Annotated in this window: 4 protein-coding genes; all 4 read right to left on the bottom strand. The window is 51.1% G+C overall.

From position 1 onward, the window contains the following. Positions 1–321: 321 nt before the first annotated feature. Entirely contained in the window at positions 322–588 is a 267-nt protein-coding gene (locus ASD58_RS20845) for a hypothetical protein (RefSeq protein ID WP_057263148.1), read from the bottom strand. Between the two features lie 110 nt (positions 589–698). Beyond that, positions 699–842, bottom strand: coding sequence for a hypothetical protein (locus ASD58_RS31425; RefSeq protein ID WP_156401415.1), 144 nt, complete (start codon positions 840–842; stop codon positions 699–701). Positions 843–981: 139 nt separating this feature from the next. Next, positions 982–1,386, bottom strand: a complete 405-nt coding sequence (locus ASD58_RS20840) for a hypothetical protein (protein ID WP_057263147.1) — start codon at positions 1,384–1,386, stop codon at positions 982–984. A gap of 54 nt (positions 1,387–1,440) precedes the next feature. Beyond that, positions 1,441–3,168: a CdiA family toxin C-terminal domain-containing protein gene (locus tag ASD58_RS20835; protein WP_057263146.1), complete on the bottom strand. Its 1,728-nt coding sequence runs from the start codon at positions 3,166–3,168 to the stop codon at positions 1,441–1,443. Positions 3,169–3,317: the final 149 nt, after the last annotated feature.

Here is a 3,317-nt window from a genome sequence, read left to right as displayed (position 1 = left end):
GATTCCTGTGGCCTGGATGGGATCAAGCCCGCGAATGCGCTGCCTTGGCCTTCGCACCATGCCGGCTACGCGCCAACGGAATTTGAATTATTCAGACCGGACCATTTAACGTCCTAGTTTTTCCAACGTCCAATATAAACCATCGTCTTGTAATGGTTTCCTTAAGGGACTTCATCCCTGGGCGCCAATAATACGTCTTCGGGTCTCCAGTCAAATTATCCCTCGCAAATACTGTTAAGGATTTCAATTCAGCCGCCCGAGCTGCCGCGGCAATGCCCCCTTCACAGTAACCACATACGTCCAAGCCAGTGACACCCATCGTCATGTCTTGGCCTTTTGTCTTACCAGCATCGAATGCTCGCTGTATACTCCGATTTCCGCATGCGCATTAGCGACTGTTCCGTTAGCGGCAACAAAGGTACCGCCTTTGATGTTGCTGCCGATTGCCAGTGTGGTGGCGTTGTAGTCGGTGGCGTCGCTGCTGCTCTTCTTGATGCCGTGGCCGGATTTTCGATCGATCTCGATATCGGATAGGTGAAACTCGCTGACGCTGGTGATATTCAGGTCGTTGCTTGCCTCCAGCGTCAACGTGCCACCCGCTGCAAGCGAGCTGCTTTGATATTCAGGTCGCTGTTTTGGTTGATGCCGGCGCTGACCAGCAAGTCTCCCTTGGAAGCCAGGTTGGCACCCACTACAGTCTAATTTTCGTGGATCTGCTTGTCCCAGTTCTTGGTGTTCGGATTAATCAGGAGACTACTCTTGACCTCGTCGACCGCCGCGGCGATGTTCACGGCGCCGCCAGACAGCAGCTTTCCTGCCCCGGTGCCGCAGGTGCCGATCAACAGTTGGGTACCAATCCCTATTTGAACATTTGAACACGACAGCTCACATCAGACCGAAATCACTTCAGCAAAGTCACAAATCTGAAATAATACGAGGCCCCAGATGATACTGATACTGAACGGACAGATTAAATTCCGCTTAGGCCTGCCGATCAGTAGCATATTTTGATTTTATTTGATCCAAGTTTGCCATCACCCGGCTTTTGTCGTCGGGAAATTGGGTGATATAAGCGTGACATAACAAATCAACTAAATGAACGTAGTCGACGACCGACAAAATAGAACTCTCGTGCTCGCCAATAACAAATATTACTCCATCAAAGTCAGCGGGATCGTCTAAGTCTGCATCCAATATGAACTCCAACCCTTCGTGTACCCTCGTTCCATGGCCTTGCACCGCCGACGACATCATTTCAGGAAACGATATCCGCCGTTCCCTCAACATCGTCCTAATTATGTAAAAAAAATCTTCTCCAGCAAGACCCTTTGCTTCAAAGGATGTTTTCAGCTTCGCCAGCCATTCGATAGTTTCAATTTCAGTCATTGTTTAGTCCTCGGAGGAATCGTAATAAATGCATTATTTATCTTACCAGTCGCCTTATCTTGAGTCACTTGGAAAAAAATATCCATCGACCTTCACCATGATCTCTCGTTCGCCAGGTTGCATATCAAGCATGCGTTTTCCTTCCGCTGCTGCTCGCGCTGACATGTCTGCTATTTTTTTATCACTGAGCACGTTCGAATCATAGACCGTTTTTTTCGTTCCAGAACGATACTCTCCCGTGGGCTGTAGGGTTTTTGAGTCTAGCTTGGGTAACTGATATTCGTACTCGACCAAACCGGGGAAGCGCGAATCCCTTTTCGTATTGTTAATCTTCGCACCCAATTTGTCGACTGATTCAAGGAACACATCGGAGTTATGCGCACCGTTTATCCCGCCCGATCTACTCTTGACGCCAATTTGGAGATTATGCTTAAGCACGTAATCAGAAAACTCGGCATTTGCCTTCACCTCTGCGGCCGCTAGCTCATCTGCCAACGCGGATGCGTCCTTTGCGCTGCCACTGGTCAGACTACTCTTACCAACATTACTCGGAAGCGTGTTTTCCGTTGAGAGTACATTGCCGTACTTGTCTACAATCGGCGCTACTCGATTAACGCCTTCTTTCGCAGCTTCAGCTGCTTCAGGGGTCGACGCAACTCGGCTCACCGTTCCCTTCAAGGTCGCGGTACCTTCATACCCAAGCGCACCGTCGAGCCCCATCCATAGCTTACCCAGCGCAGAAAAGGCTTTCTCAGTCACTTTGCCGCCAAGCAGCGTTTCTTCTAGGAGATAGTCCTTCTTTGCTGAGCCATTATTCGTACCGAAGTACTCAAGTCGCTCCTTGTCACGAGCATCCCTCTGCGGAAATAGCGGATCCGGCTCTCCCGACATCACACCTTCGGCATACTTGTTCGCTCGCTCAGCCTTCGTCGCAGAGAAGTATGTGAGTTGTTTACCGTCTTCGCCAATCATCGGCTTCCCGTTGTACAGCATTGGCTGGCCTTCGTATTTTGCCAATATCTGCCGTGCTACTTTTAAACGTTCAATGTATCCAGCAAAGCTGCCCATAGCCCCTTCGCTAGTCGGGTTCTGCGAAGCGCGCTGCAGGGCAAGCACATATTCTGTGTTCTTTTTATCTTGCTCGTCATCAACCATCCCTTTAGCAACGCGCTCTAACGCATCACCATACCTGAGGGTCTCCAACTTTTCGCACCGGTTATCCCCTCTGCAGACCTCTTTGGCCTTCTTTTCTGCCAGGTCTTTGATTAAAGGATTCTCGGTGAGCCAGTGCAGACGTCGATTGAACTCATCAACTGTTTCAGCTGCACTTCCGCCTTGAGCGGCAGCCAGCAAGGCACCGATGTCTGCATTGGAGCTGGCGGCATTGCCAGCCGCAGCACCGGCAAGCATACCTCCGATGACCGCGCCGGTATTCTGATAGGCATCGACGAACGATTTGCGCGCGTCACCTTGCAGGCCTAGCTTTTCTGCTTCCGCCTTGCCTAATTCCGCCGCGAGCTGCTGCCCCACGTTTCCGCCGACTACACCGGCAGCGCTTTCTAATGCACCGCCTTTGCCACTTACCAGACTGCCCAACAAACCTTGCGTCGCAGCGTGTAGCGCAATGCGATAGGCACCGTTCTCGTCCCATTTCGCAACTAACGCATCAGCTTCTTGGGCTTTCGCTTCGTATTCCGCAACGGCTTTCAAGTTATTGCTGAGTAGAGCGTCCTGTGCTTTCTTCAGGTAGTCTCTTTTCTCATCCGCTGCCTTTTCAGCCAACTCACTTCCGATGTCACCAACAGTTTTTGCGATCGTGGGGGCAACCCCCCGTGTCAGACTACTTGTCGGGTAATTCAATCGCTTTGATTGGAACCTGGCCAAGGGCCTGGCGCGTCGCGAAATGCAGTTGTCGCCTCGGAATCGACATC

The sequence above is a fragment of the Duganella sp. Root1480D1 genome (assembly GCF_001427305.1).
In the GTDB taxonomy this organism is placed as follows: Bacteria; Pseudomonadota; Gammaproteobacteria; order Burkholderiales; family Burkholderiaceae_D; genus Rugamonas.
This window is presented reverse-complemented; position numbering and strand designations above follow the sequence as displayed.